At 69.2% G+C, this 20,945-nt stretch carries 18 protein-coding genes and 1 tRNA gene; 5 read left to right on the top strand and 14 right to left on the bottom strand.

Translation table 11 applies throughout. The features are described 5' to 3' along the window. Positions 1–2 precede the first annotated feature (2 nt). Complete coding sequence (locus ABZS61_RS28805) at positions 3–1,325, top strand: MFS transporter (RefSeq protein WP_356427422.1); 1,323 nt, start codon at positions 3–5, stop codon at positions 1,323–1,325. Here ABZS61_RS28805 and ABZS61_RS28810 read toward each other — a convergent pair. Beyond that, positions 1,255–2,043, bottom strand: a complete 789-nt coding sequence (locus ABZS61_RS28810; RefSeq protein WP_356427425.1) for a S16 family serine protease — start codon at positions 2,041–2,043, stop codon at positions 1,255–1,257. The two genes, ABZS61_RS28805 and ABZS61_RS28810, sit on opposite strands and share 71 nt — an antisense overlap. Positions 2,044–2,160: 117 nt before the next feature. Then, positions 2,161–2,805 (bottom strand): helix-turn-helix domain-containing protein, encoded by a 645-nt coding sequence (locus ABZS61_RS28815; protein WP_069173008.1) that lies wholly within the window; start codon positions 2,803–2,805, stop codon positions 2,161–2,163. A gap of 649 nt (positions 2,806–3,454) precedes the next feature. Here ABZS61_RS28815 and ABZS61_RS28820 point away from each other — a divergent pair. Continuing rightward, a complete protein-coding gene (locus ABZS61_RS28820) occupies positions 3,455–3,892 on the top strand; it encodes a hypothetical protein (protein ID WP_356427429.1) in 438 nt (145 codons plus the stop codon). Between the two features lie 191 nt (positions 3,893–4,083). Further along, positions 4,084–4,584: a hypothetical protein gene (locus ABZS61_RS28825; protein ID WP_356427432.1), complete on the top strand. Its 501-nt coding sequence runs from the start codon at positions 4,084–4,086 to the stop codon at positions 4,582–4,584. 66 nt (positions 4,585–4,650) lie between these two features. Here the strand turns inward: ABZS61_RS28825 and ABZS61_RS28830 are convergent, their stop codons facing one another. From ABZS61_RS28830 to ABZS61_RS28845, 4 genes are all read right to left on the bottom strand, one after another. Continuing rightward, positions 4,651–6,432, bottom strand: coding sequence for a DEAD/DEAH box helicase (locus ABZS61_RS28830; RefSeq protein WP_356427435.1), 1,782 nt, complete (start codon positions 6,430–6,432; stop codon positions 4,651–4,653). A 123-nt stretch (positions 6,433–6,555) separates the two neighbouring features. Further along, positions 6,556–6,939, bottom strand: a complete 384-nt coding sequence (locus ABZS61_RS28835; protein WP_356427438.1) for a type II toxin-antitoxin system death-on-curing family toxin — start codon at positions 6,937–6,939, stop codon at positions 6,556–6,558. Continuing rightward, entirely contained in the window at positions 6,939–7,142 is a 204-nt protein-coding gene (locus ABZS61_RS28840) for an Arc family DNA-binding protein (protein WP_356427441.1), read from the bottom strand. Before ABZS61_RS28840 ends, ABZS61_RS28835 begins: the two co-directional genes overlap by 1 nt. Positions 7,143–7,180: 38 nt before the next feature. Beyond that, positions 7,181–8,644, bottom strand: a complete 1,464-nt coding sequence (locus ABZS61_RS28845; RefSeq protein ID WP_356427444.1) for an MFS transporter — start codon at positions 8,642–8,644, stop codon at positions 7,181–7,183. A gap of 188 nt (positions 8,645–8,832) precedes the next feature. Here ABZS61_RS28845 and ABZS61_RS28850 point away from each other — a divergent pair. Then, positions 8,833–8,907: transfer RNA gene (locus ABZS61_RS28850), tRNA-Cys, on the top strand. 246 nt (positions 8,908–9,153) lie between these two features. Here ABZS61_RS28850 and ABZS61_RS28855 read toward each other — a convergent pair. Genes ABZS61_RS28855 through ABZS61_RS28865 form a run of 3 tightly spaced genes read right to left on the bottom strand, consistent with a single transcriptional unit; the run spans position 9,154 to position 12,570 of the window. Next, positions 9,154–9,807 (bottom strand): hypothetical protein, encoded by a 654-nt coding sequence (locus tag ABZS61_RS28855; protein WP_356427447.1) that lies wholly within the window; start codon positions 9,805–9,807, stop codon positions 9,154–9,156. Beyond that, positions 9,804–12,119 (bottom strand): hypothetical protein, encoded by a 2,316-nt coding sequence (locus tag ABZS61_RS28860; RefSeq protein ID WP_356427450.1) that lies wholly within the window; start codon positions 12,117–12,119, stop codon positions 9,804–9,806. The genes ABZS61_RS28855 and ABZS61_RS28860 overlap by 4 nt, the downstream gene beginning before the upstream one ends. Positions 12,120–12,138: 19 nt before the next feature. Beyond that, positions 12,139–12,570 carry a hypothetical protein gene (locus ABZS61_RS28865; RefSeq protein WP_356427453.1) on the bottom strand — a complete coding sequence of 144 codons (432 nt, stop codon included), beginning with the start codon at positions 12,568–12,570 and terminating at the stop codon, positions 12,139–12,141. Between the two features lie 247 nt (positions 12,571–12,817). Between ABZS61_RS28865 and ABZS61_RS28870 the strand changes: the two genes are divergently transcribed. After that, complete coding sequence (locus ABZS61_RS28870) at positions 12,818–13,375, top strand: hypothetical protein (protein ID WP_356427456.1); 558 nt, start codon at positions 12,818–12,820, stop codon at positions 13,373–13,375. 19 nt (positions 13,376–13,394) lie between these two features. Here the strand turns inward: ABZS61_RS28870 and ABZS61_RS28875 are convergent, their stop codons facing one another. The 5 genes from ABZS61_RS28875 to ABZS61_RS28895 all read right to left on the bottom strand — a co-directional run bounded on the left by ABZS61_RS28875 (position 13,395) and on the right by ABZS61_RS28895 (position 20,940). Further along, positions 13,395–15,731 carry a xanthine dehydrogenase family protein molybdopterin-binding subunit gene (locus ABZS61_RS28875; RefSeq protein WP_356427459.1) on the bottom strand — a complete coding sequence of 779 codons (2,337 nt, stop codon included), beginning with the start codon at positions 15,729–15,731 and terminating at the stop codon, positions 13,395–13,397. Positions 15,732–15,822: 91 nt separating this feature from the next. Further along, complete coding sequence (locus ABZS61_RS28880) at positions 15,823–17,322, bottom strand: 2Fe-2S iron-sulfur cluster-binding protein (RefSeq protein ID WP_356427462.1); 1,500 nt, start codon at positions 17,320–17,322, stop codon at positions 15,823–15,825. Further along, on the bottom strand, positions 17,319–18,215 hold the full coding sequence (locus ABZS61_RS28885; RefSeq protein WP_356427464.1) for an FAD binding domain-containing protein: 897 nt from the start codon (positions 18,213–18,215) through the stop codon (positions 17,319–17,321). The genes ABZS61_RS28880 and ABZS61_RS28885 overlap by 4 nt, the downstream gene beginning before the upstream one ends. A 249-nt stretch (positions 18,216–18,464) precedes the next feature. Then, positions 18,465–20,096 carry a beta-N-acetylhexosaminidase gene (locus tag ABZS61_RS28890; RefSeq protein ID WP_356427467.1) on the bottom strand — a complete coding sequence of 544 codons (1,632 nt, stop codon included), beginning with the start codon at positions 20,094–20,096 and terminating at the stop codon, positions 18,465–18,467. Position 20,097: 1 nt separating this feature from the next. Continuing rightward, positions 20,098–20,940: a carbohydrate ABC transporter permease gene (locus ABZS61_RS28895; RefSeq protein WP_356427628.1), complete on the bottom strand. Its 843-nt coding sequence runs from the start codon at positions 20,938–20,940 to the stop codon at positions 20,098–20,100. Positions 20,941–20,945: the final 5 nt, after the last annotated feature.

The raw sequence follows: 20,945 nt of genomic DNA on the forward strand, positions 1-20,945 counted from the left end.
GCGTGGACGGGGGGAAACCGGCATCGCGGAACCGCACGCCACTCGCAGCCGTCCTGGCGGCCAGCTCCATATCCACGGCAGGCACGTCGCTGACCCTCATCGGGGTGCCGTGGTTCGTCCTGGAAACCACCGGAAGCGCCGGCCGGGCCGGTGTCGTCGCCTTCTGCGCGACCCTGCCGATCGTCGTCGCCGCGCTGATCGGCGGGCCCGTCATCGACCGGATCGGCCGGCGCCGGGTCGCCGTCGCCTCCGACACGGTCTGCGCCGCGGCCATCGCCACGATCCCGCTGCTGCACCACACGGGCGCACTCGAATTCTGGATGCTGTGCGCACTGATGGCGCTGAACGGGCTGGCCCACACACCCGGCAACACGGCGCGCTACGTCCTCGTACCCGATCTCGCCGCGCACGCCGGCACCACGCTCGCCCGCGCAGCCAGCCTCTTCGACGCGGTGTCGCGCGGTGCCCGCATGGTCGGCGCGGCGCTCGCGGGCGTACTGATCGCGGTCGCCGGCGCCGAGACCGTACTCCTGCTGGACGCGGCGACGTTCGCACTGTCCGCGCTGCTGGTCGCAGCCGGTGTACGAGGGGTCGGGGCGGCCGAGCCCCACAAGGCCGCGGCACCCGTCTCGCTGCGGACGTACCGCGCCGAACTCCGCGAGGGCTACACCTACCTGCTCGGCAACCGGCTGCTGCTCGCCGTGGTCGTCATGGTGATGTTCATGAACGGCACGGACCAGGGCTGGAACGCCGTTCTGCTGCCCGTGCACGCCGAGGGCGAGCTGGGCGGAGCCACCGATCTCGGGCTGCTCACCGCGCTGTTCGGCGCGGGCGGCCTCACGGGCGCACTGCTGTACGGGGCGGTGGGGCACCGCCTCTCGCGGCGGGCCGTGTTCACGGTGTGCGTGATGCTGTGCGGGGCGCCGAGGTTCCTGGTCGCCGCGCTGACCGGGACGACACTGCCGCTGGCGGTCACCATGGCGCTGGGCGGTGTCGCGGGCGGCATGCTCAACCCGATCCTGACGACGGTGACGTACGAACGCGTCCCCCAGGAACTGCGCAGCCGGGTGTCCGGTGCCCTCACCGCGGGCTGTGAGCTCGCCATGCCGGTGGGCGGTCTCGCGGCGGGCCTGCTCGTCGAGGGCATGGGAGCGACGGGGGCGCTGCTGGCGATGGGCGGGGTGTACTTCCTGGCGACGCTGAGCCCTCTGGTGTTCCCGGCCTGGCGAACCATGGAGGGGCCCGGGGAGCCGGTCAGCAGCTCGGTACCTTGTTCCCCTGCTCCAGAGCCTTCAGCGAGGACACCGCGTTCCTCAGTGTCGTGACGGGGATCAGCCTCAGGCCCTTCGGCTGCTCCGCCTTCGCTTCCTTGCACTCGGCCCGGGGAACGAGGAAGACGGTCGCACCGTCGCGCCGGGCGGCCTGCGTCTTCAGGGACACCCCGCCGACGGCGCCGACCGTGCCGTTGGCCTCGATCGTCCCCGTACCGGCGACGGTACGGCCACCGGTCAGGTCTCCGCCGGAGCCGTCACCCGCGAGCTTGTCGATGATGCCGAGTGAGAAGAACAGGCCCGCGCTGGGGCCGCCGACGTCCGCGAGGTGCAGGGTGATGTCGACCGAACCGGGGGCCTTGCCGAGGTACTTCAGAGCCGCGTCGACGGCGACGTCCTGGGACTCCTCCATGTCCTGGAGATTGTGCTGCTCGATCTCCTTCTCGGAACCGCCGGTCGGGTAGACGGAGTCGCGGGGCATGACCGCCCGGTCCGTCCTGAACCAGCTGTCGACCACGTCAGCGATCCCGACGTCGGCCGTCGGCCCGGTGGCGACGATGGTCGTCATCCGCAGCTCGCCGTCCGTGGGGCGGGTCGGCGCACCCTTGATCGTGATGACCGGCTTCCCCTGGTCGTCCCCGAGGACGTCCGCGGTCGTCCCGGGCTGCGCCAGGGTGAACGGCAGCGGCGCGAAGGCGGCCGTACCGAACAGGGCGAGGACCGGCAGCGCGCAGAGGGCGAGGATGCGGGGGCGCGAGAGACGAGTGAGCACCCGCCCAATCTAACCGCCGCCGCACGCCCCCCGTTCCGCAGGACTGCGCCGGGGGGCCGGGTCTCCCCGTCCGCCCGGCGCAGCCCCGGGGCGGAGCGGCTCCGCCCCTACGTGCTGTCAGCGCAGCGCGTCCGCGACCTCCCGGGCCGCGTCGAGCACGCGCGGGCCCACCCTCTCCGGCACGGCGTCGGCGAGCATCACCACACCCACGCTGCCCTCCACGCCGGACACCCCGACCAGCGGAGCAGCGGCGCCGCAGGCGCCGGCTTCCAGCTCGCCGTGGGTGAGGGTGTAGCCGGGATGGTCGGCGACCGTCTTCTGCCGGGCGGTGAGGATCGCCCGGCCCGCGGCGCCCCTGTCCAGTGCGTGACGGAAGCCGGCCCGGTAGGCGACGTGGTAGTCGGTCCAGGTCGGTTCGACGACCGCGACCGCGAGCGCATCGGCACCGTCGACGAGGGTGAGGTGGGCGGTCGCCCCTATGTCCTCGGCCAGGGAACGCAGCGCGGGCAGCGCCGCCTCCCTGACGAGCGGATGCACCTGGCGGCCCAGTCGCAGCACTCCCAGGCCGACTCTGGCCCGGCCACCCAGATCACGGCGGACGAGCGCGTGCTGTTCCAGAGTGGCGAGCAGTCGGTAGACCACGGTGCGATTGACGCCGAGTTTGTTGGACAACTCGGTGACGGTCAGGCCGTGGTCGGTATCGGCGAGCAGCTTGAGGACACGCAGTCCCCGGTCGAGCGTCTGAGAAGTCTCCGCGGTCACGACGCCCTCTCCCTCTTGGTGAGCGGGGCGGTTCTCCCGGAAGTGAGACGCCGGTCCCAGCGGCGACGCACGGAGAGGCCGCCGACTGGCCATGGCACCGGCTGCGCTCCGCGGCCACACTGCCACGGGGCGTTTCATGTTTCGGGGACATTAGCGACCGGGTCCGCTCAGCGGAAGCCCTCGTCCAGAATCCGGGCGCCGCCAGATACGCGATGACATAACCGCCGGTCAGCGCGGAACCGTCCGGAACTCGAACATCTACGCGCGTTCAAGTCGGGTGACGTCATGACAACGCTCCGTAGACCACACGTGAACGATTGTTAACTCACCGTAAATGGATTGGCAAAAAACTTTCCGTCCCCGGCGCCCGACGCGCCCTCGCGCGCCCCTCGGCGTCCGGCGTGCGCACCCCCACGCCGGACGCCGGGACAGGCGCGAGCGGCCTCGCGCACCGTGCCGACGCACCGTGACGAGCGATACATCGAGGCCTCGCACACTCAAACCCCCTGCACCAGGTGTCACAGGTTCTCCACGCCTGGATTGCAATTGATCATTTCAATTCATGGTCAACTCTTGAGGAAACTCTCGGGCTCGATAAGTGGATCGACCCGCCGCATACCACCGCAAGAGGGCATACAGGTAATTATCGGTGCTACGGGCCGACTCCGGGGACGCCAACAAGTCCCTGTCGAGGTCGGGGGACTGGATCGGCCTGGGCGCCGGCATCGTCGTGGGAGGAGGCATCGCCGCCCTGCCCGTGCCCGGCACCACCGTCGCGGGCGTGGCGATCGCTCCGCTCGTCACCGAAGCCGTCGGCGAGGCCGTCAACACCTTTATCGGGCAGGAGGTCGACAAGGGTGTCGACGCAAGGGAAAAAGACCCCACGGAGGAGGCTCAAATGACCAGCGAAAATTTCTACGACAAGGGATTCGACCAGCTCGGTCGCGCCTACGACACCTATGTCAAGGAAAATCCCGAGCTGGGTGAAACCGGTGACGAGCAGAACTGGGCAGAGGGCATCAAGAACAGCTACGACCTGGGCTCAGGCCAAGACGACTATCGCGGGCGTGCCCCGTACGAGGACTGATCGGCATGCGAAGAGCAGTCACCCGTACCAGGAACGAAACGCATGTACGGGCGTCGGTGCGCTGGGTCGTCTGCGCGGTGCTCGCGGGAGGCGGGGCCACCGCATGCTCCGACAGCGACGGGGACCGCGTGAAGCCTCCTGAGGTCCTCTCGGCATCCCAGGTCTGCGGCGGAACGCTGTCTGCGGCGGGCGTGGCCGCACTGGAGCGCATCGGGGGAAACGGGTACACCGAGCTGAAAGATCCGGAAAGGTGGTCGCCGGATTCAGCCGCGAAGCGCCTTGAGGATTCCGCGGTCTCCCACTACGAGTGCAACCTGTACCGGGAGGGCGACGAGAGCGGACGCCCTCTGATGACCATCGGGTTCATGGCGAGGAAGAGCCACCCGGATCCGGCTGAGGCAGCCAAGGACAAGGACTACGACCAGCTTTTCTACCCGCTCGGGTTGTATGCGTCGGCAACTGGAGACCTCGCCACCTCCTTGTTCTTCGCCTGCCCCACGGAGCGGGCCGAAGGCAGTACTCCCTACGTGAAGGCCGACATGTACTCGGCGAAGAACAAAATGAACGCCGGCAGCACCGGCAAGGACCGCATGACGATCCTCAATGACGTGTCCCGCGCCCTAGCCAAAGAACTGGGCTGCACCGCACAGGCGAACCTGCCCGCCGAAGTGCCCGACGCCCTGCCCGAATGACACCGCGGCCCCGGTGCACACGCGGATCACGCCGCCCGTGCACCGGGGCCTGTCGGGCCGCCGGGCTCACCGCATCCGGGTGGCCCACTCCTGGACCTTCTTGATCCGGTCCTGGATCTGCCCGGCCGTCGCCTCCGCGCTCGGCGGCCCGCCGCACACCCGCCGCAGCTCCGTGTGGATCACACCGTGCGGTTTGCCGCTCTGATGCGTGTACGCCGAGACCATCGTGTTGAGCTTCTTGCGCAGCTCCAGCAGCTTCTTGTGCGTGACCACCGGCCGGTTCTCGGCCGCCTTCTCCAGGAGGTCGGCCTCCGCGGCCGGCTTCTGGCGGCTGTGCGCGATCTGCCGGGTCTGCCGCTTCTGGAGGAGCAGCTGCACCTGGTCGGGTTCGAGCAGTCCCGGAATGCCCAGGTAGTCCTGCTCCTCCGCACTGCCCGGGTGCGCCTGCATGCCGAACTCGGCACCGTCGTACAGCACCCGGTCGAAGACCGCGTCGGACTCCAGCGCCTCGAAGGGCAGCTGCTCCTCGGTCTCCTCGTCCTCGAGCTTCTCCGCGTCCGCGAGGAGCTGGTCCTCCTCGGCGAACGGGTTCTCCTCGTCGCTGCCCTTCTTCGGCTTGTCGAGCACGTGGTCGCGCTCGACCTCCATCTCGTTCGCGAAGTCGAGCAGCATCGGGATCGTCGGTACGAAGACGGAGGCGGTCTCGCCGCGCCGCCGCGACCGTACGAAACGGCCGACGGCCTGCGCGAAGAAGAGCGGCGTCGAGATGGTGGTGGCGTACACGCCGACCGCGAGGCGCGGCACGTCGACGCCCTCCGACACCATGCGGACCGCGACCATCCAGCGCGAGCCGTCCTCGGTGAACTGGTCGATCCGCTTCGAGGCGGCCTTCTCGTCGGAGAGGACGACGGTCACCTTCTCGCCGCTGATCCGCTTGAGGATCTTGGCGTACTCGCGCGCCGACTCCTGGTCCGTCGCGATGACGAGGCCGCCCGCGTCCGGAATACCCTTGCGCACCTCGGTCAGCCGCTTGTCGGCGGCGCTCAGCACGTTGGGGATCCAGTCGCCGGTGGGCGCCAGCGCGGTGCGCCAGGCCTGCCCGATGGCGTCCCTGGTCATCGGCTCGCCGAGCCGGGCGGCGATCTCGTCACCGGCCTTGGTGCGCCAGCGCATGTTGCCGCTGTAGCTGAGGAAGATCACAGGGCGGACGACGCCGTCGGCGAGCGCGTTGCCGTAGCCGTACGTGTAGTCGGCCGAGGACCGCCGGATGCCGTCGTTGCCCTCCTCGTACGCCACGAAGGGGATCGGGTTGGTGTCCGACCGGAACGGCGTACCGGTGAGCGCGAGCCGCCGGGTCGCCGGGTCGAACGCCTCCTGGCACGCCTCGCCCCAGGACTTCGAGTCACCGGCGTGGTGGATCTCGTCGAGGATCACGAGCGTCTTGCGCTGCTCGCACCGGTTGCGGTGCAGCATCGGACGCACGCCGACTCCCGCGTACGTGACCGCGACCCCGTGGTACTCCTTGCTCACGGGACCGGCGCTGTAGTCGGGGTCGAGCTTGATGCCTATGCGCGCCGCGGCCTCCGCCCACTGCTTCTTGAGGTGCTCGGTGGGTGCGACGACGGTGATCTGCTGCACGACGTGGTGGTGCAGCAGCCATGACGCGAGCGTCAGCGCGAAGGTGGTCTTCCCCGCGCCGGGGGTCGCGACGGCGAGGAAGTCGCGCGGCTGTTCCTGGATGTACCTCTCCATGGCGCCCTGCTGCCAGGCTCGCAGCTTGCCGGCCGTGCCCCAGGGGGCGCGGCCGGGAAAGGCGGGTGAGAGGTGGTGGGAGGCGGTAGTAGTCACGGTCTCCGGTTCGGGTCTCTCGGGTACGTGGTGCGGCGTCGATAGGACAACCGGGCCACCATACGGCGCTCCGGACGGATCCTTGTACGAACAAACCGAGGGTCCGTGCGGGTGCGACTCAGCTCACATACCTGAGTGCAGGGAACGTAGCCGTTGGGCGATCTGCCCGACGTCATCAAGACTGCCCATCGCAACCTCGATGACGAGCTTGTACGCCTCGTCCTGGTCGACGTCGACCATTTCCGAACCGTTGAAGTCGAGGAACACGACTGTGCACATCCACGCCATGCGTTTGTTTCCATCCACCAGGGGATGGTTCACGGCTAGCGACTGGAGCAGTGCGGCAGCCTTTTCGAAGAGATCCGTGTATGCCTCGATGCCGAACATCTGGGACTGGGGGCGGTGGACCGCCGAACTGAGAAGCCCGAGGTCGCGGACCGCCACCTGCTGCCCCCCGCAGGCAATCTCCGCCAGGTCCAGGACCTCCTGGACCGTCAGGTACTTCACTACTCCCCCAGCCTCCGAAGCAGGTCGGCGTGGCGCGCCGCATACTTGGCACCGAGCCGGCGGACCTCATGCATGTCCGCTTCCTGGGCGAGGTACCGGTCGACCGCCTGAAGCACTATGGCGTGCATGCTCCGCCCCTCTTCTTCCGCGCGGAGCTTGAGCGCCTCCTGCTGGTCGTCACGCAGACGCAGATTCATAGCCATACCGACACGGTACCATTAGTGGGGTCACATCGGTACCACTATTCGGTCCGCACCCGCGTGGCCACCCACGCCCCCACCAGCGCCACCCCCGCCATCGGCAGGAACACCGCCGCGAACGCCCCCGGGTGCGACCCGGCGGTCCCGCTCCCCACCGCCCCGTGCACGGCCGCCCCCACCGCACCGCCGCCGAGCGCTGCGAACGCCGCACCGCCGCCGGTGAGCAGCAGCACGTTGGATAGCCCGTCCGAGATCTGCAGTGCGGCCGAGTTGCCGCCCGCCTCCTGCGGGGCCGACAGCTTCAGCAGCAGCACGCTCGTCGACGCGATCACCATGCCCATGCCGAAGCACCCGAAGGCCCACGCCACCGCCACGATCCAGACCGGCACCGACTCGATGAGCACGGTCGGCGCCGCCGCGATCGCCAGGGCGACGAGGACCATGCCCGCGACCATCAGGGACTCCCTGCGCGCTTCCAGGCGGGGCCGGGCCAGTACGTACGAGCCGAGCGCCCACGTCAGCCCCCCGGCCGCGAGCGACAGCCCGGCCATCGTCGGGGACATCCCGCGCTGGGTCACCAGCATCAGGGGTACGAAGGACTCTGCGGCGATGAACGACCCCGCCGACACGCCGCGCAGCAGGATCACGGCGGGCAGCCCCCGCGCGGCCCGCATCGTCCCGCGGGGCAGCAGCCCGCGCACGGCGGGTACGAGCAGCGCGGCACCGGTCACGGCCGGGATGAGTGAGAGCCAGCGCAGCTCCTGCCCGGCGAACTGGAGCAGTCCCGCACCCAGCGAGATCCCCAGCGCGAGCCGGATGCGCCGCCCGTCGAACGGCTCCGCCCCCGCCGCGGCGTCCGTGGGCCCGGCCGCCATCCGCCGGATCGCAGGCAGCGCCAGGCCCAGCGGCAGCACGATGAGCACCGGGATCCCGACGAAGACCCAGCGCCAGCCCAGGTGCTCGGTCACCGTCCCCGACGCGAGCGGCCCGACGACGGACGGGACGATCCAGGCGGCCGAGAACGCGGCCATGATCGCCGGGCGGATCCGTTCCGGGTAGGCGCGCCCGATGACGACGTACAGAGCCACGATCACGAGCCCGCCGCCGACGCCCTGGACGGCCCGCCCCAGGATGAACATCCACATGCTCCCGGCCGTCCCGGAGAGCAGCAGCCCGGCCCCGAACGCACCGATCCCGGTGGCGAGCGGCGCGAGCGGCCCACGCCGGTCGGCCCACTGCCCGGAGAGCACCATGGCGAAGAGGCTGGTCGTGAAGTACGCCGAGAACGCGAACGCGTACAGCGGAATACCGTGCAGCTCACGGGCGGCGACCGGCATCGCGGTACCCACGGCGGTCGCCTCGAAGGCGATCAGCAGCACGACGGAGACGATGCCGATGCTGAGCGCCCGGTAGGTCCGGCCCAGCACGCCCTCCGCCGGGGCGGCGTCGACGCTGACTTCGAAAGGGATCGTGACGTCGGCGTCACGCGGTTCCAGGGCGCTCATGGAGCCAGAGTAAGGGGCAAACAACCAACTGAACCCTGTCGGTGGACGGGCTCCCACTCGTCCCTTGGTCGTAGGACCGCCCGCGGAACATGAACGCGGTATGGCAGTCGCGTTGCAGCGGGCCCGACACCCTTGAGGCCCGTGCGTCCCGCGCCTAACGTCGACAACGCAACGAAGAAGAGGCACATGGCCGTGTGCCCGAGTGGTTTAGGGGCTCGACTGCAACTCGAGTTACATCGGTTCGATTCCGGTCACGGCCTCCAGCGGGAGAACCCGACAGGGAACGGCCGCCCCCATGGTGCGGGGGCGGCCGTTCCTGCGTGCGCAGGCCCAAGGGGCCTCCGGACGCTGGGTCAGGTGACCGAGCCGGTGTACACGGCTACTTCGGGAGGCCGCCACTGTTCTCACAGCCGAGTTCATCCACCGACTTGAGCGAAACCGCACGCAGGATGGTCACGTTCAGGTTGCGAGTGCCGGAGGTCGGCCTCCCCGGTGGCAGACATCCCACGTTACGTAGCCGCAGGCAGTACGGAGGGAATGACGGGAGGCGTCGTGCACCCCATCTCTTCCGTCACCGACTGAGCAAACGCTCTCAGCAACTCCCATCGAAGTTCCGCTCCGAGGCTCGCACCCGACACCTCGAACTGGAGCGGCAGATCGGACGACTGCGATGTAGTTGCTCCGGGCACCGCGCATGCCGCGAGCAACTGCATCCGGGCCGGCCCAGGTTCAGGTGCCACATACACCGATTCGTTCACCTGACGCCACGTCCGTCTGTTCTTCGGATTATCCATCAGGCCGAGTGAGAGAACGGACCACTTCACCGATACATCAACGGTGCCGCTCAGTTGGTCCCCCTCGAACACATCGATTCGGCAACCGGTGTAGGAGTTGTGTAGCAGATCCGACTTCTGCCACTGCTTCGCCTCCCGTACGAGACCGTCCGCCAGCACATCCGCCTGAGGTGTCCCGCTCACCTCGACATTGCTTCCGCCTGTCGTCTTGACTGCCGCGTCCACGTTCCCCGCACCGAGCAACGACTTGCACCGCCCCAGTTCCGGGGGTTCTGCGCGGTCCTCACTCCCGGAACACCCCGAAAGAAGACCGCCGATAACCAGAACCGCGATAACGGTCAGCCGGTTCGAGTTGCGCAGCATCATCACTTGACCCTCCCCTGATCGCCGGCGGCAGTTTTGCCGTTCCCGTAATAGGTCTCGATATCCAAGGAAAGCTGCTGCTTCTCGTGCGCCGACATGCCGACCTCGTCCGCGTAGTTGAGCAGGGGGGTGACAGCGCCTTGCTCCCCTACAGCCTTGAACTTGTCAATCCCTGTCAGGGCGACGTCATTATTGTCATATTCGCGCTCCTTCAGGTAGTCCATCGTCTCGCCGGCGTATCCGGTGTCAATGGCCGCAGTCGCGGTATCCATGACGAGAGGAACTGCTGTAGCGGCTACTACGCCTGCGGCGGGACCCAGGACCACCGCAGTACCGACACCCACCACAGCTCCTACGCCGGAACTGACACCGAATTTCCTCCACTCGGCATCTTTTTCCATCTCAAGTATTTTGGCATCCTCTTCACCCTTGAACTGTTGATGGATCCCGTCAATGCGCGATTCGTCGAGAATCCCATGCACCTTCGCCCCGTTGGCCCCGAAGATCAATGCGGAATCCTGGTGCTCAGCCCCGAATGCCTTCAGCCCGCTCGCCTCGTAGACCTGTTGTGCTGATGACAACGACTTCCAGCCCTCTTCATCTGCTGCCACCACACCCATAAACCGGCGACTCGCGGCTTCGCCGAAGTCAGTCCGCCCGGAACCATCACTGCTGTTCGCAAACAGCGAGTCACGCCCGAGTTCGTCGCCGGCCGACCCGAAGTTGTACGTGGAGTAGTTCAGGTCGTCGATATACGCGGCACCCATACGCCCCAGGTTGTCCTTCAGCGCTTCGTGGCGGCCCAGCAGACCTGAATCCGAACCGTAACTGTCGATGACCTCCTTCATGATGCCCGCCGTCACCTCGTCCCGCTTCAGCGTGGGCATGGGGTCGTCCCAGGCATGTCCGGTAGTCGCCGCTTCCAGAGCCTTTCCGAGCGCATCGGGCATGTAAGCCATCGACTTCTTCGCGTCATCAGGGTCGTGACCCGTGACGTCGTAGAACGGGTCATAGTCCTCGTTCTGGAAGAAGTCCAGGTAGCTCGATATCGTCTCCCCGTCCTTGTTCTTACCGAGGTCCGCAGCTCCACCCTTCGGAGTACCGTCCTCGTTGTAAGCCGTGGGGTCGGCGGAGAAGAACTCCTTCGCGGCTTCCGGGCTGTGTCCCAGGGCTTCCATCATGCTGATCACCGGGTCGTAGCCGGAACCGTTGACACCCGAGGGGTTCAGCGGATTCTCGGGCCCGCCGGGCAGCCCCTTCGACCCGTAGAAGAAGTCGTGGTCCTTCTGCCGCAGCTGGATCACGTGTTCGGCGATGGGGTTGAGGAACTTGGGGTCGTAATTCCCGTACCGCATGATCCCGCCGAGCAGCTGGTACCCGTACGGCCCAGCGTTGTCGTACTTGGCCAGCGGGATGCGTTCCGTGCCCATCTTGCGGAGTTCCGGGCCCCACTCCGTAGTGAACGCCTTGTCATGGGAGGCGGTGGCCAGGTTGAGCCCCAGGTTCTTCTGGAGTTCCTGGATGTCCTTGAGCCGTGCCTTGTCGACCTGGCCGGACCGGTAGGTGTCCGTGGAGAGCTGGCCGAAGAACGCGAGCGACTTCTCAGGGCCGAGCTTCTCGTAGAAGTTCTTGGAGAACTCTACCGAATTGCTGTTGTCCTTCAGCAGTTCATTGAGCGACTGAAGTTCGGTGTGCGTGAGGTCGCGGCCCTTGGCTACCAGGGCGGCGGCCCGGGCGGCCTCCTCCTGGTCCAGCTTGGTGTACTTAGGAGCGTTGAAGTCCTTGCGGTCGGTGACGTTTGCCTCAAGGGAGTTCTTGAATGACACATCGGTGTCGTTGCAGTTGTCGACGATGAGGTCGATCTTCTTCTGCCATGACTCGATGTTCTTCCTCTCCTGCTGCAGGAACTGGGAGTAGTCGGGGTCGTGCCGTGCCGTGTTGTCTTCGGACAACGGGTGCAGCGCCGTGACCTTGCCGTGGCCGCCCACCCGGATACCGGCCGCGGGCCCTTCGTGGTCCCTGATGTTGATCAGGGCGTCCTTGGCCTTCTTGATGGCCTCGTGACCCTCTTCGAGGATCTGTTTCACACCCTTGGCCTCGGCCGCAGCGTCCGCGAACTCCTTGGCCGTCTTGCCGACGAACGCCTTGGTGACACCCGCGTTGAGCCCTTCCCAGGCCGCCTTGTCCGCCTTGGCCTTCATCCCGTCGGTGGCTTGGGTGGCGAGCTTGTCCAGCTTGCCCGCCATTTCCGACCAGTCGTCGGCCGCGGCCTTCAGTTTCCCCACCGGGGCATCAACTATGTCCTCGTAATTCAGCATGTGCGTACTCCCCCGAGCCCTACTTCATGTATTCCGTGAGCTTGGAGATCGGCGCCAGATCTCCCTCGATCTTCACTTCGTCCTTTGCGTGCTGGGCCTTGGTGTAATCCAGGTGATTCGAGATATGGGCGCAGGAATCCAGCAGCGTCTTCAGATGGGTCTGCCAGTAGTCGTGCACCTTGAGCACCGCCGCACCACTTGCGAAGTTGCCGTTGGTGAGCGCGATCGCCGCGTCGAAGGTGGAAGGACGGGCGCTGTCACCCTCCTTCGACAACCTCACCCTCAGGTCATAGGCATCATTTCCGATAGCACCGAGGTCGTCCCGGTTCACCACCAGATCGGGTGCACCGCCCCCACCCCCGCCGCCCTCGGCCGGAACGCTGTTGATCCGCATAGCACTCCGCGCGGCCGCCGCCGCGCGCAGTTCAGCCCATTCTTCATCGAACGTCACAAATTTCCCCAAGTTCATCCGCGCAGACCGCTTCGTCCGAATCACGCGGCCACCGACCTACTCACCGTATCGGTTTCATTTTCCCCCGCGCCGAGCGGACGAAGAAAGGCGTTCGTAATTCCGGGCGAAAGCGGCCGAGTGTCGGTACACCGGCACCCCTTGGACGGGACGGGCGCGGGGCCCTCGCTGAAGGCCCGCAGCGTAGGATCTGGCGCCTTGTCCGGCCGGGTCCACGGGGAGTGCGTGCATGGGTGTCGTCGTCTTCTTGTTCGTCATAGCCGCCGCGTTTCTCGTCGTGGCGTCGGTCGGCCCGTACCGGCTGTACTGGCGGGCCCGGCCGCGGGCGGCGCGGCAGCCGTCGGACGGGGCCCTCGCGTTCGGGCGGGTGGCCGCGTTCGGGGTCGCCGGGGTGTTCGTCTTCGGCGGCTGTTCGGTCCAGGCCGGCATCGACAGGGGGACCTGGAGCGCGAGCGAGGTGCGGGAGGCCGCCGAGGACGCGGCCGGGGCCATGGCCGCCGACACACAGATCCGCCGGGACCCGACGGAGGGCTACGCCTCACTGATCGAGGCGGACGTCCTGAGGGCGGGTGAGGACCAGGGGCCCGCGCACCGCATCTCGGTGGAGCGGGCCGGGGGCGGGCACGACTACGAGATATCCGGGGGCGGTGCCGGCACCACCGTCTGCATGCACGTCACGGAGGAGAAGTCCGCACAGGGCGGGATCTTCGTCCCGGGAGCGGACGGCGACAGCGGCTCCATCCCTGAGTACGACCTGACCGCCACCGTCGACGACGGCGCCTGCTGAGCCGGCAGGCGCCGCCGGATCAGGACTTGGGGGAGGCCACCGCCGCCTGCGGGCGGATCGGGAGGCGGTTGACCGGGCGGCCCGTGGCCGCGCGGACGGCCGCGGCCACCGCTGCGGGGGACGTCACCACCGGTACCGCCGAGGCCGCCTTGGCGCCGAAGGGGGCCACCACGTCGCGTTCCTCGATCAGCTTGACGATGCGGATGTCCGGAGCGTCCAGGGACGTCGGAAGCGCGTACCCCGTGAGGTCCGGGTGGCGGATCAGGCCACGGGCCGTGCGGAGGTTCTCCGTGAGGGCCGCGCCGATGCCCTGGGTGACTCCGGCCTCGATACGGGTCGCCAGCTGGGACGGGTTGAGGACCCGGCCGACGTCCTGGGCCACCGCCATCTCGACGACACGGATCGACCCGAGTTCGATGTCGACGTCGACGACCGCGCGGACCGCGCAGAAGGCCAGGCCGACGAACGCGTCTCCCTGCCCCGACGCGTCCAGGGGTTCGGTGGGGTGCGGGCGGCACTGGGCCGTGGCCCAGAGTTCCTTGCCGTCCATGGCCTCCATGACCGTCGTGGAGAGCACACCGTCGTACGAGGTGATCTTGCCGTCGGCGATCTGGAGGAGCTCCGTGGACATGCCGAACTTGTGGGCCAGGGGCTGGAGGAGCTGGGTGCGGACCATCTTGGCCGCGCGTTCGACCGCACCGCCGGAGACCCAGGTGTGACGGCCGTGCGTCGCCGGGCCCGCGGGGGGCTGGTCGGTGTCCACCGCCGCTACGTGAACCTCTTCGACGCCCAGGGTCTCCTGGACGATCTGGCGGGCCAGCGTGGTGAAGCCCTGACCGGTTTCGACGGCCGCGCAGATGACCGTGGCGACGCCGTCGTGGACCCGCACGGTGGCCGTGGAGACCTCGTCCGTGCCCTCGGCGCCGAGCATGTGGACCATGCCGAGCGCGTAGCCCACGCCGCGGCGTACGGCCCCGGGCTCGCCCGCGCCCTCGGGGCCTCCCGGGAGCAGCCAGTCGTCCTCGGGAGCGTCCTTCGGGAGGGCGGGCAGCGGGAAGTCCCGGACCTCGCGGAGCAGTTCCGCCACCGGTGCCGGGCACGTCACGGTCTGGCTGGTGGGGAGGATGTCGCCGGTGGACAGGGCGTTGCGGAGGCGGAGTTCGACCGGGTCGATGCCCAGTTTCGCCGCCAGCTTGTCCATCTGGCCCTCGTAGGCCGCGCAGACCTGCATCGCACCCTCGCCGCGCACATGGCCGGAGGGCGGGTTGTTCGTACGGACCGCCCAGCCCTCGATGAAGGCGTGCGGAACGACGTACGGGCCGCAGGCGAAGGCCACCGCTGCGGCCAGCGACTCGGACGAGGAGTCGGCGTACGCGCCGGCGTCCAGGAGGATCTGGGCCTCGACCTTGACCAGCCTCCCCTCCGTGTCCGCGTGGTGGCGGTAGCGCAGCAGCGTCGGGTGGCGGTGGGCGTGGCCGAGGAAGGACTCCTCGCGCGTAGCGGCCAGTTTGACCGGGCATCCGGTGCGCAGGGCGAGCAGGCCGAGCGGGATCTGGAAGCCGGGGTCCTCCCGGTCGCCGGTCGCCCCGGGGACGCCGGTGACGACGACCTTGACCCGGTCGGGCTCCAGGCCGAAGCAGGCGGCGGCGAGGTCGCGGTCGGTGTGCGGGTCGGTGGACGCCGTGTACAGCTCCACGCCGCCGTCGGGGCGGGGCACCGCGAGTCCGGCCTCGGCCCCGATCGGGGCGGGGTCCTGGCGGCCGATGCGGTACAGGCCCTCGACGATGACCTCGCCCACGGTGTCCGGGTCGCCGTAGCGCAACGGGATGTGGCGGATGAGGTTGCCGTCGGGGTGGAGCGGTTCGGCCGCGAAGGCCTTCTCCGGGTCGGTGACCGGTTCGAGCACCTCGTACTCGACGGCGATCGCCGCCGCGGCCAGGCGAGCGGTGTCGGGATGGTCGGCGGCGACCGCGGCGATCGCCTCGCCGTGGTGGCGTACCAGCTCCGAGGCGAAGACGGGGCGGTCGACGACACTGCGGCCGTACGCCCCGTCGCCGGGGATGTCCTCATGGGTGACGACGGCCCGGACACCCGGCATCTCGGCGGCGGCCGAGGTGTCGATCGACAGGATGCGCGCATGGGGGTGCGGGGAACGCAGCACGGCCGCCCACAGCAGGCCCTCCGCCCAGAGGTCGGCCGCGTACGGGAACGTGCCCTCCGTCTTGGCACGGGCGTCGGCGGGCGGGAGCGACACGCCCAGACCGAGCGCGGGCACTTCCTCGTCCGGGCCGGTTCCCTCGGTCGGCGGGGGGTTCGTGCGGCTGGTGCTGGTCGCGGTGGCTGCGTCGTTGCTCACGCCGCCTCCTTGTCGTTCGCCCCGCTGCGGCTGCAGCTGATGGTGGAGGTGTGGGTGGTGTGGGTGACCGGTGCTGAGGGAGGCGCGGTGCTCACCGGCTGTCTCCCTCGTGGGGGTGTGTCCGGACGCTGCCCGCGCCGGGGGCTGCCTGCTGCGGGATCCGCGGCTCCTCGGCGTCGGCGGCGTGGGCCGCTTCCGCGGTCGCCTCCCGGCCGGCGACGACCTCGCGTACGGCGTCGAGCACGCCCCGGTAGCCGGAGCAACGGCAGAGGTTGCCGCACAGGGCCTGCCGCGTCTCCAGCTCGCTGGGGGCGTGGTTGCCCTCCAGGAGGTCGTGGACGGTCATGGCCATCCCCGGGATGCAGAAGCCGCACTGGACGGCCCCGCACTCGGCCAGGGCCCGCTGGACGTCGGACGGCTCCCCGTCCACCGCGAGGCCTTCGACCGTGCGGACCTCGCTGCCCGCGGTGGTGGCTGCGGGAACCAGGCAGGAGGCCACGAGCCGGCCGTCCACCTGGACGTTGCAGGCGCCGCACTCGCCCTGCGAGCAGCCGTCCTTGGCACCGGCGAGGCCGAGGCGCTCGCGGAGCACGTACAGGAGGGACTCGCCGATCCAGGCGTCGGTGACGGGGCGGTCCACGCCGTTCACGTGCAGGACGTACGAGGCGGCGGGGTGCTCACTGGGGGCGTCCGGGAGGGCCGTTGCGGGCTCGTCGAACGCCGGGGCCTGCGCGCTGGCGTCGTCGGACACCTCGGCCGCCTCGGGGGCATCGGGTGCCCCGGGATCGTCGTGCTCGTTGCCCGGAGCGCCGGGCATGCCGAAGAGGGTGTCCTCCCCGGGAGCCCCGGGAGCCTGCGAGGCGGCCTCGTGCTCCACATCGGCTGCCGGCTCGTGCGCGGCGGCCCCGGTCTCCTGCCCGGGCTCAGGCGAAGGCGTAGCCGGTTCCGCGGGCGACGGCTCGTGCGGCTGCGTGGCCCACGGTGCGGGCGCACCACCGGGCAGCGTGGCCGGGGGCGCGTCCGGGTACCACTGGGAGGCGAACGCCGAGGTCGCGAACTCACCGGACTCCTCCGGGAGGTCACCGTTCGCGACCGGGATCGTCCACTGGCCGGTGTGCCCCGCGGGTTCGGCGGGGACGGAGGCGGAGTCCGAAGCGGGGGCGGAGTCCGGCGGGACGGCCTCGGAGAAGTTCCACTGGGCGGTCGTCGACGACGTCTGCCCGTAGTGCGAGGTCTCCGGGTACTGCTGCCGGTACGGCTCCTGCTGCTGGTTCGGGTCCGGCCAGTGGACCGCGTCCGGTGCGGGTTCTGCGCCCGCCGCGTCGTCCCGGCTCTGCGTCCGCACGACCCAGCTGCCCGTCGCGGCGGGGTCCAGCCCGGCGGCCGGGGTCAGCGGAAGGATCATCGGCGGTACGTAGCTGTGGCCGGGCGCTGCCAGCGGGTCGTTCCCGAGGTTGGCGAGGTCCTCGGGGGGCAGCTGGACGAACGCGGTCGCCTCGGCGTCGTACTCGCCGCTCTGCGGGGTCGGCTGCCAGCCGCCGTACGGGTCGGGCTGCCCGTGCTGCTGCTCGGGGTTCTCTTCATTGCTCACGACAGTGCCCTCCCCAGCGCGCGTCGGGCGAGCGCGGCGACGGTGCGCCGCAGGTGGAGTACGGCCGGGGGCAGCGGCGGTGCCTCTCCCCCGTCGTCAGGTGGTGCCTGGTCGGGGATGCAGGCCGCGGCGACGTACTCGCCGAAGGCGGCCAGCGCGTCGGCGGCCAGGCCCCGCTCGCCGTCCCAGTCGATCAGGGAAGCGATCCAGCGTTCGGCCTCCAGCGGCCGCAGGGGCATCGGGGCGATCGCGCCGACCGCGCAGCGCACCCCGCGCCGGGCCGGGTCGAGGACGATCGCGACGGAGGCGGTGGCACGGCCCGGGCCGGTGCGGCCGGTCGCCTTGAGGAAGACCTGGGGTGCGTGCAGCAGCGGTACGCGGACGAAGCCGATCAGCTCGGCGGGCCCGAGCATCGCGCGACCGGCCAGCAGGTGCGACACGGGCAGCTCGCGGCGCGAGCCGTCCGGTCCCGCGATGACCAGTTCGGCCTCCAGGGCCGCCAGCACCGGCAGGGCGTCGCCAGTGGGGGCCGCGGTGGCGATGTTGCCGCCGAGCGTGCCGGCGTTGCGGATCTGGGGCGGGCCCGCTGCACGGGCGGAGGCGGCCAGCGCGGGGATGAGGGCGGCGAAGTCGGGCCGCCCCATGCGCGCGTGGGTGAGACCGGCCCCGAGCAGGGCGTGGCCGTCCTGGTAGTGCCAGCCGCGCAGCTCGCTGATCCGGCCCAGGCCGACCAGTCCCGAGGGGCGCAGGAGCCCCTTGTTGACGGCCGACATCAAGTCCGTGCCACCGGCCACAGGAACGGCTGCAGGCATGGCGCCGAGAGCCGCCACGGCCTCGTCGAGCGAGGCCGGCAGCGTTACCGACTGCATCGCCTGCGGTGCGTGCGTGGTCAACCCAGCTGCCCCTTCCCGGTGTCCCGGCAGTCCCGCCTGTCCGCCGTACGGTACGTGCTCACGGCCGGGACGTGGCAACTCTGGCACATCTTCCGGGCGGACCGGCGCGAGGGTCCACGAAGGGTGTATCTGTCCCTGACCAGCGGAAAAATAACCTTTCGCACAACTTCTGCTCTGCGCACGAATTGACACTCTTCAGCGAGTTCGTACGACTTGTTCGTTTCGCGCCGGCACGGGCCCGGACGGAACTCACACGTTCGGGGGCGCTCCCTCGATCGGGCGACCCAGGACGCCGGGGCGCCGTTGCCACGGCAGTGGGCCGCCCGGCGGGCGGTAGTCGACACCCAGGGCGTCGAGCCGCGCGTAGTGCGTGCCCATACGGCGTTCGAAGTCGGCGAAGTCCCGCTCGCCGGGGGCCGGGAGCCGGGACCAGGCGACCTCGGCGAAGGCGGCGAGCCGCGGGAAGACCTGGTAGTCGACGCGGGCCCGGTTCTGCATGACCTCGGTCCAGACGTTGGCCTGGGTGCCGATGATGTGGCTGGCCGCTTCCTGGGAGAGCCCCGGGGGTACGGGTTCGAAGCGGTAGACGTCCTGCAGGGTGCGCACGAATCCGATGGGCATCGGTTCGTCGGGGCCGCCGTCCTGACGGTGGTCCAGGTAGACCTGCTGCTCGGGGCACATGACGACGTCGTGACCCGCTTCGGCGGCGGCGATGCCGCCCGCGTAACCCCGCCAGGAGGACACGGCGGCGCCCTCGGCGAGTCCGCCCTCCAGGATCTCGTCCCAGCCGATGAGGCGACGTCCCCGGGCGGTGAGCCAGCCGTCGAAGTGCCGGATGAACCAGGACTGGAGTTCGTTCTCGTCCTTCAGGCCGAGTTCGGCCATCCGGGCCTGCGCGGCCGGTGACTCCTTCCACTGGTCCTTGAGGCATTCGTCGCCACCGATATGGATGAACGGCGATGTGGCGGCGGGAAAGAGGTCGAGCACCTCTTCGAAGACGCCCTCGAAGAAGCGCAGGGTGTTGTCGGTGGGAGCAAGTACGTTCGGGTTGATGCCCCAGGTGTCCCACACGGAAAGCGCGGAGGTGTCGACGACGTCGGTGTTGCCCAGTTCCGGATACGCGCTGATGGCTGCCTGCGAGTGCCCCGGGATGTCGATCTCGGGGACCACCCGGATATGCCGCTCGGCGGCGTACGCGACGATTTCGCGGATGTCGTCCTGGGTGTAGAAACCGCCGTGCGGGGTCTCGTCCCACAACTCGGAGGCCCGGTGACCGTATTTGGTGCGTGTGCGCCAGGAGGCGTTCTCCGTGAGCCCGGGACAGCGCTTGATCTCGATGCGCCAGCCCTGGTCGTCGGTGAGGTGGAAGTGGAAGACGTTGAGCTTGTGCGCGGCCAGCAGGTCCAGATAGCGCAGGACGTCTTCCTTGGGCATGAAGTGCCGTGCCACGTCGAGCATCAGGCCCCGCCAGGAGAAGCGGGGACTGTCCTCGATCTCCGTGTACGGGATGCCCCGCTGCGTACCGGGGCTGACGGGCGCCCGGCGGAAGGCCTCGGGGCCCAGGAGCTGACGCAGGGTCTGCGCACCCCAGAACACTCCGGCGGCGCTGCCTCCGGTGATCCGTACGCCCCAGGTGGGCGACACACCCAGCCGGTATCCCTCCGGCTCCAGGGAGGGATCGACGCGCAGCTCGATGGTGTTCGCGCCGTCGCCCGTCCCGGGAGCGAGCGGCAGGCCGAACGCGGCGCCGAGGGTGGCCCGGAGCCAGCGCTCCGCGGTTGCGGTACCCGCCTGTGCCGTGATGGTGGTGGCCTGGTCCAGGAGGAATCCGCAGCTGCCCGGGTCGCCGATGTGTACGGGTGCCGGAATCAGGTTGTGCACGTCAGTCCTTAACCGCTCCGCCCAGTCCCGAGACCAGACGGCGCTGTACGAGTACGAAGAAGACCAGTACGGGAATGGTCATCACCGTCGAAGCGGCCATGATCCCTCCCCAGTCGTTCTCATCGGGTTTGAAGAAGACCAGCAGCGCCATGGGGAGCGTCGACTGGGACGTGTCGCTGATGATGAACGATTTCGCGAACAGGAAGTCGTTCCAGGTCGAGATGAACGAGAAGACACTGGTCGCCACGAGTCCCGGGAAGACCAGCGGGAAGAGGATCTGCCACAGGAAGCGGGTGCGGCTCGCCCCGTCGATGTAGGCGGCCTCCTCCAGCGCCTCGGGAACGGCCTTGACGAAACCGCGCAGCATCCAGATCGCGAACGGCAGCGAGAAGGCCAGATGCGGGAGGATCAGCGCACCCAGGGTGTTCAGCTGTCCGAAGTCCCGCATGAGGAAGAACAGCGGAATGGTCAGCGCCTCGACGGGCACCATCTGCGCGACCAGGAACATGATCAGCAGGGTCGTGCGGAACTTGAAGCGGAATCTCGTCACCGCCGTCGCGGCGAGGAAGGCGATCAGCGCGGACGCGATGACGACCGTGCCTGCGACGAGGAGGCTGTTGAGGAAGTACCGGCCGAAATCCTGCTGTTCGAAGACCCGGCGGAACGAGTCGAGGGACGGGGAGAGCGTCCAGGGCCGTGCTTCGGTGGACTGGATCTCGCCCGCCGGCTTGAACGCGGAGAGCACCATCCAGTACAGGGGGAATGCGACGACGACGGCGATGACGAGGGCGGCCGCCTCCGCCGCCAGCCTGCCGGGGCGCCGGATGCGCAGACGGGTGGTCATCGGCG

It is taken from the genome of Streptomyces sp. NPDC005566 (assembly GCF_040605575.1).
GTDB lineage: Bacteria > Actinomycetota > Actinomycetes > Streptomycetales > Streptomycetaceae > Streptomyces.